The sequence below is a fragment of the Microbacterium sp. UBA3394 genome (assembly GCF_002358725.1).
In the GTDB taxonomy this organism is placed as follows: domain Bacteria; phylum Actinomycetota; class Actinomycetes; order Actinomycetales; family Microbacteriaceae; genus Microbacterium; species Microbacterium luteum.
On record NZ_DEPK01000189.1, the window covers coordinates 1 to 6,135 of the forward strand.

Annotated in this window: 9 protein-coding genes; 2 read left to right on the forward strand and 7 right to left on the reverse strand. The window is 69.4% G+C overall.

Translation table 11 applies throughout. The features are described 5' to 3' along the window. Positions 1 to 541 (forward strand): ATP-binding cassette domain-containing protein (locus B4E30_RS11300; RefSeq protein WP_286795367.1); only part of this gene is annotated, 541 nt, incomplete at its 5' end. On the opposite strand, the gene B4E30_RS11305 is transcribed toward B4E30_RS11300, so the two are convergent. From B4E30_RS11305 to B4E30_RS11320, 4 genes are read right to left on the reverse strand one after another with little or no spacing between them, the layout of a single operon-like run. Continuing rightward, positions 542 to 1,396, reverse strand: coding sequence for an SURF1 family protein (locus B4E30_RS11305; protein ID WP_286795368.1), 855 nt, complete (start codon positions 1,394 to 1,396; stop codon positions 542 to 544). Then, positions 1,393 to 1,590, reverse strand: coding sequence for a hypothetical protein (locus tag B4E30_RS11310; protein ID WP_286795370.1), 198 nt, complete (start codon positions 1,588 to 1,590; stop codon positions 1,393 to 1,395). Before B4E30_RS11310 ends, B4E30_RS11305 begins: the two co-directional genes overlap by 4 nt. Further along, positions 1,583 to 1,960: a DUF3099 domain-containing protein gene (locus tag B4E30_RS11315; RefSeq protein WP_286795371.1), complete on the reverse strand. Its 378-nt coding sequence runs from the start codon at positions 1,958 to 1,960 to the stop codon at positions 1,583 to 1,585. Before B4E30_RS11315 ends, B4E30_RS11310 begins: the two co-directional genes overlap by 8 nt. Positions 1,961 to 2,004: 44 nt before the next feature. Beyond that, positions 2,005 to 2,379, reverse strand: a complete 375-nt coding sequence (locus B4E30_RS11320) for a DUF4190 domain-containing protein (protein ID WP_286795372.1) — start codon at positions 2,377 to 2,379, stop codon at positions 2,005 to 2,007. 113 nt (positions 2,380 to 2,492) lie between these two features. On the opposite strand from B4E30_RS11320, the gene fabG reads away from it, so the two are divergent. Next, positions 2,493 to 3,203 carry a 3-oxoacyl-ACP reductase FabG gene (gene fabG, locus B4E30_RS11325; RefSeq protein ID WP_071043567.1) on the forward strand — a complete coding sequence of 237 codons (711 nt, stop codon included), beginning with the start codon at positions 2,493 to 2,495 and terminating at the stop codon, positions 3,201 to 3,203. Here the strand turns inward: fabG and B4E30_RS11330 are convergent. Genes B4E30_RS11330 through B4E30_RS11340 form a run of 3 tightly spaced genes read right to left on the reverse strand, consistent with a single transcriptional unit; the run spans position 3,197 to position 5,899 of the window. Further along, positions 3,197 to 3,952 carry an alpha/beta fold hydrolase gene (locus B4E30_RS11330; protein ID WP_286795373.1) on the reverse strand — a complete coding sequence of 252 codons (756 nt, stop codon included), beginning with the start codon at positions 3,950 to 3,952 and terminating at the stop codon, positions 3,197 to 3,199. The genes fabG and B4E30_RS11330 overlap by 7 nt on opposite strands. A 44-nt stretch (positions 3,953 to 3,996) precedes the next feature. Beyond that, on the reverse strand, positions 3,997 to 4,635 hold the full coding sequence (serB, locus tag B4E30_RS11335; RefSeq protein ID WP_286795374.1) for a phosphoserine phosphatase SerB: 639 nt from the start codon (positions 4,633 to 4,635) through the stop codon (positions 3,997 to 3,999). 19 nt (positions 4,636 to 4,654) lie between these two features. After that, the gene (locus B4E30_RS11340) at positions 4,655 to 5,899 is read right to left on the reverse strand and encodes a glucose-1-phosphate adenylyltransferase (protein WP_071043564.1); all 1,245 of its coding nucleotides are present in this window, start codon (positions 5,897 to 5,899) and stop codon (positions 4,655 to 4,657) included. Positions 5,900 to 6,135 lie beyond the last annotated feature (236 nt).

Here is a 6,135-nt window from a genome sequence, read left to right on the forward strand (position 1 = left end):
GGTCGTCGTGCTCGGCCTGAACGGCGCCGGCAAGACGACCCTGCTTCGCATCCTCGCCGGCGTCGATCGTGCCGACACGGGTGTCATCGAGCCGGGCCACGGTCTCAAGGTCGGTTACTACGCGCAGGAGCACGAGAACCTCGACGTGAACCGTTCGGTGCTCGAGAACATGATGTCGGCGGCGCCCGACATCACCGCGACCGAGGCGCGCAAGGTGCTGGGGTCGTTCCTGTTCACCGGTGACGACGTGCTCAAGCCTGCGGGTGTGCTCTCGGGCGGAGAGAAGACCCGGCTGTCGCTGGCGACCCTCGTGGTGTCGTCTGCGAACATGCTGCTCCTCGACGAGCCCACCAACAACCTCGACCCCGCTTCGCGCGAGGAGATCCTGGGAGCCCTCGCCCACTACGAGGGCGCGGTCGTGCTCGTGTCCCACGACGAGGGCGCCGTGGAGGCGCTGAACCCGGAGCGGGTCCTCATCCTCCCCGACGGTGTCGAGGACATCTGGGGGCGCGACTACATCGAGCTGATCACGCTGGCGTGATCACCGGCCGAGGGCGTCCACGAGCGCGTCCTCGGCATCCGCATCGTGGTCGCGGCGTCGCCGGGCGATGGGTCCGGTCGTGTCCGCCGGCTTCTCGTCGTCTTCGTCATCGTCGCGTCGCGCGCGGATCTCGGTGCGGATCATGTATCCGATGAACACGAAGCCCATGATCGCGAAGAGGATCCACTGAATGGCGTACGACAGGTGCGGCCCGGGGTCGGCCGACGGGTCGTCGAGTGCGCCGAGCGTCGTCGCCGGCGCGGGCTGCTCCGACACCAGTGCGCCGTAGGCGCTCTGCTCGACTCGCTCGCCGTCGGCGACGACGGCCGCGATGAGCGGGAGGTTGATGGTGGGGATCTGCCCGCCGTCCACGGACTCTCCGGACGACGTGAGAGCCTCTCCCGGTCGCAGCCGCACCGTCACCTCGACGGTGCCTTCCGGAGGGGCGGCGACGGCGTCGGGCTCGCGGCTGCTCTCGCCGGGAGGCACCCACCCACGATCGACGATCAGGATGCGCCCGTCCTCGAGGCGGAAGGGAACGAGCACCTCGAACGCCGCGGTGCCCCCGTGGGGGCGGTTGCGTACCAGCAGCTGGTCTGTCGGGAGATACTCGCCGGTCATCACGACCGGGTGCCACTCGTCTTCGGGGTCGAGCGTCGATCCCTCCGGGACGAGGTCCTCCAGACCGACGGGCACGGCGTCGTAGTTGCGGTCGACGAGCTCCAGTTCGGCGGCACGCGACTCGTTCCGCTCGAACTGCCAATGGGATAGGAACGCGCAGGCGATTGCGAACAGGACCGCGACGGCGACGTATCCCGACCACCGCACGGCCGTCGGCGCCGTGCGCCGGCTCATGACGTCGCCTCGAGTTCGGAGACATCGAGCGGGAAATCGCGCGCGGCGAGGAAATCCCGCAGGAAGGCGCGGTGTTCATCGCAGGCGACCCACGTCTTGCGGCGGTCGGCCCCGTGGATGCGCGGGTTCCGCCAGTCGATGCGCCAGCGCGCGGTCTCGCGGCATCCCGCTCGAGAGCAGCGCGCGTCACCCACCCCTGTTCTCGCCTTCGCGACGTGTCTCCTCGATGCGGATGACACGGGGCCGCGCCTGCTCCGCGGCTTCGTCGTCACGGTCTGGCGCGGAGCGGACCGCCGCCGGCAGCGCCCGTTCGGGGCTCTCGACGCCGGTCTCGCGAACATCGGACCCGACGTTCGCGAACACCACGGCGACGTAGGGGAGGAAGATCGCAGCAGCCGCGAAGGCCCACGTCCACCATCCGTACGGGGTGACGAAGACCATCAGCGCGAAGCACAGCACGCGGATCCCCATGGTGACGAGGTACGTGCGCGCGCGGGAGTCCGCGCCCTCGCGCGGTGCGCGGGGGAGGGACGTCGCCGACGGCGTGTGGTGCGAGTGCTTCACGGTCCCTCCAGGGTACGCCCGCTGCGCACCCGGGAGCCCGCGGGTCAGCTGTAGGTCGACTGCGACACAGCGGTGAGGAAGACGGCGAAGAAGAGCATGACCGCGATGACTCCGATGACCGCCAGGGCCAGGCCGACGTAGCCGACGATCAGGCCGGCGAGGGCCAGGCCGCGACCTTGTTCGCCGGTGCGGGAGATCTGAGACAGCGACATGTGCCCGGTGATGACCCCCGCGAGCGAGCCGAGGAACGGCAGGATCACGAAAGCACTGATCGAGGCGATCAGCGAGACGATCGCGAGGGTGTTCGTCCGCGCGCCCGCAGGACCTCCCGCGCCGTAGGGCGGTGGTGTCGCACCGTGAGCCGGCGGCGGATACGCCCCGGGCGACAAGGGTCCGCCATGGGGGTCGGGCTGTGTCATCGGAGGCCTTTCTCGAGGGCGCTTCCAGCGTGGCAGTGCCGACGGACGGGTGTCAATCGCGTGCCCGCTAGGCTGAGGCGGGTCCCCGCCCGCAGCATGAAGGAGCATCAGCTATGTCCTCTGAGCACGTCGTCCTCGTCACCGGGGGAAACCGTGGCATCGGCCGCGCCATCGCCGAGCGGTTCGTCGCAGAGGGCTACCGCGTCGCGGTGACCGCGCGCAGCGGGGAGGGCCCGGAGGGCACGCTCACGGTGCGGGCCGACGTGACGGACGCGGCTGCCGTCGACGCCGCCTTCACCGAGGTCGAGGGCGCGCTCGGACCCGTCGACGTGCTGGTGGCCAACGCGGGCATCACACGCGACACCCTCCTCCTCCGGATGAGCGAGGACGACTTCGACGACGTGGTGTCCACGAACCTCGGCGGATCGTTCCGCGTCGTCAAGCGCGCCTCGAAGGGCATGCTCAAGAAGCGCTGGGGTCGAGTGATCCTGATCTCCAGCGTGGTCGGGCTGCTGGGCTCTGCCGGTCAGATCAACTACAGCGCGTCCAAGAGCGGGCTGGTCGGCTTCGCTCGGTCGCTCACCCGCGAGCTCGGCGCGCGCGGGATCACCGCGAATGTCGTGGCCCCGGGCTTCATCGAGACCGACATGACCGCTGGACTGCCGGAGCAGACCCAGGCCGACTACAAGAAGAGCATTCCCGCCGGTCGCTTCGGATCATCCGATGAGGTCGCCGGTGTGGTCGCGTGGCTCGCCTCCGACGCGGCCGCCTACGTCTCCGGCGCCGTGATCCCGGTCGACGGCGGCCTCGGCATGGGTCACTGACCCGCCGGGTGCCCGGACTCCTCGCCGGGGGCGCCGGGGGTCTCCCGCACCGCTTCGAGGAGCGCTCGAGCCGTTCGCTCCGGAGCTGAGAACTGCGGCCAGTGCCCTCCTGGCGCACCGTCGTCGTGGAGCTGGATGATGCGGAGATCCTCGACGGCTGCCAGCTCCGCCGCCCACGGGGCGGGGTCCGCCGCGATCTCTCGGATCACGTTCGCCGGCACGGTCCCGGTCACGATGGTGACGGGCACACCGCGACGCCGCTCGTCCGTCAGCCGGAGGGCGTCCGTGGGCACGTGCCGCGGAACCGAGCTCGTGCGGGCCCCCGCGCGGGCACGCACTTCCGGCGAGAGATCGGCGACGTCGTCCTCGTCGAAGAACTCCCACCCGGGGAACGGCACGACACCGTCGACGACGGGGAAGTCCGAGATGCCAGCTCCCGGAACGGGCGGAAAGGTGTCGAGCAGGGTCACGTGCGCCACGGCGTGCGGGCGCCGGTCGGCAGCCGCGTAGACGACGTTTCCGCCTCCGCTGTGTCCGATCAGCACCACGGGATGCGTCGCAGCGTCGATCTCGCGGACGACCGCTCCGACCCAGTCGTCGATTCCGATCTCGTCGCTCTCGGATGCCGAGGCGCCGGTGCCCGGCATCGTCAGCGGATGCACACGGTGACCGTTCGCGACGAGTGGCGCGGTGACATCGGACCACGAGGAGGCATCGAGCCAGAGGCCGGGAACGAGAAGGATGTCCATGAGCCTCACGGTAGCGTCAGGGTCCGACACAGGCGGGAGCGAGGTCAGGGCAGGAGCGAGATCGCTTCCCGCAGATCGATCGGGCCCACGACCAGATCCGCGTGAGCGCGCACGGTCGGCTTGGCGTTGAAGGCGACGCCGAGTCCTGCCACGCGCATCATCTCGAGGTCGTTCGCCCCGTCACCGATCGCGATCGTCTGCCGAAGCGGGATGTGCTCCTGATGGGCCCACTCGCGCACGGCGTCGGCCTTCGCCCGAGCGTCGACGATCGGCCCGGAGACGCGGCCGGTGAGTGCTCCGTCGCGCTGGTCCAAGCGGTTGGCACGCCACCGATCGACGCCCAGCGATGGGGCCACCGTGTCGAGGATCTCGTGGAACCCGCCGGACACCACCGCGGCGACGCCCCCGCGGCGATGGATCTCCGTGAGGAACTCCCGCACCCCCGGGGTCGGCTCGATGCGGGCGATGACCCGCTCGAAGGCCGACACCGAAACACCCGCGAGGGCCTCGACGCGGGAGCGGAGGGAAGCGGCGAAATCCACCTCGCCGCGCATCGCTGCCTCGGTCGCCGCGGCGACTTCGGCACCGCGCCCGGCTTCGTCGGCGAGCAACTCGATCACCTCGTTCCGGATGAGGGTCGAATCGGCGTCGAGCACGACGAGGAACGCGGGGGAGTCAGGCACCCTCACACGCTACTTGCGCTCAGGCCTCGACGTGCACGCCCTTGCCGACGATCGTGATGCCGGAATCGGTCACGGTGAAGCCGCGGGCCAGGTCGCGATCGCGATCGACGCCGATGGTAGCCCCGTCGGCGAGCACGACGTTCTTGTCGAGGATCGCCCGGTGGATACGCGCCCCCTGTCCCACGCGCACGTGATCGAACAGCACCGCGTCCGTGATCGTGGACCCTCCGCCCGCAAGCGTCCATGGCCCGACAACGCTCCGCTCGATGTGCGTTCCCGACAGAACGGAGCCGAGCGAGACGATCGAGTCGATCGCGTTGCCGATGCGTCCGACGGAGTCGCGCACGAACTTCGCCGGCGGCGAGTTGACCGTCTGCGAGTGGATCGGCCACTCGGTGTTGTAGAGGTTGAAGATCGGCAGCGTCGAGATCAGGTCGCGGTGCGCGTCGAAGAAGGAGTCGATGGTTCCGACGTCGCGCCAGTAGTAGCGGTCGCGATCCGTCGAACCGGGCACGTCGTTGCGCTTCATGTCGTAGACGCCCGCTTCGCCGCGACCGACGAAGTAGGGGACGATGTCGCCGCCCATGTCGTGATTGGAGGTGGGGATCTCACCGTCGGCCTCGACCGCCTCGATGAGGGCGTCGGTGTCGAAGATGTAGTTCCCCATGGACGCCAGCACCTCGTGGGGCGAATCGGCGAGGCCGATCGGATCGTGGGGCTTCTCCAGGAACTCCCGGATCCGTGACGGATCGTCGGGTTCGACGTCGATGACGCCGAACTGGTTCGCGAGCTCGATCGGCTGACGGATGCCCGCCACGGTCGCGCGCGCCCCCGACTCGATGTGCGCAGCCAGCATCTGCTGGAAGTCCATGCGGTAGACGTGGTCGGCGCCGATGACGACGACGATGTCGGGCTTCTCGTCGTTGATGAGATTCAGGCTCTGGAGGATGGCATCGGCCGACCCCGAGAACCACCGCTTGCCGAGTCGCTGCTGCGCCGGAACGCTCGTGACGTAGGAGCCGAGGAGCGCCGACATGCGCCACGTCTGCGAGATGTGACGGTCCAGGCTGTGCGACTTGTACTGCGTGAGAACGACGATCTGGCGCAGGCCGGAGTTGAGCAGGTTGGAGATCGCGAAGTCGATGAGTCGGTACTGACCGCCGAACGGGACCGCGGGCTTGGCCCGGTCCGCCGTCAGCGGCATGAGTCGCTTGCCCTCGCCGCCGGCGAGGATGATTCCGAAGACCTTCGGCGTCCGTGGCATGGCTCCACCCTAGGGTGCGCGCGAGCGTGCGGACCAGGGGTGGCGTGTGATTCGGACAGGGGTGTAACGGCTCATCCGCATGCACTAGCGTTCGACCCATGCGCGTGGACATCGTCAGCAAGGAGTACCCGCCCGAGATCTACGGCGGGGCGGGGGTGCACGTCACCGAGCTCGTCGCGGCGCTGCGCGGATCGATCGAGGTGCAGGTGCGTGCCTTCGGCGCGGACCGTGACGAG

What these genes read in the sequence shown, in the direction of transcription:
- B4E30_RS11305 (WP_286795368.1), bottom strand. Translation starts at nt 1,396, where the DNA reads ATGAGCCGGCGCACGGCGCCGACGGCCGTGCGGTGGTCGGGATACGTC.
- B4E30_RS11320 (WP_286795372.1), bottom strand. Translation starts at nt 2,379, where the DNA reads ATGACACAGCCCGACCCCCATGGCGGACCCTTGTCGCCCGGGGCGTAT.
- fabG (WP_071043567.1), top strand. Translation starts at nt 2,493, where the DNA reads ATGTCCTCTGAGCACGTCGTCCTCGTCACCGGGGGAAACCGTGGCATC.
- B4E30_RS11330 (WP_286795373.1), bottom strand. Translation starts at nt 3,952, where the DNA reads ATGGACATCCTTCTCGTTCCCGGCCTCTGGCTCGATGCCTCCTCGTGG.
- B4E30_RS11340 (WP_071043564.1), bottom strand. Translation starts at nt 5,899, where the DNA reads ATGCCACGGACGCCGAAGGTCTTCGGAATCATCCTCGCCGGCGGCGAG.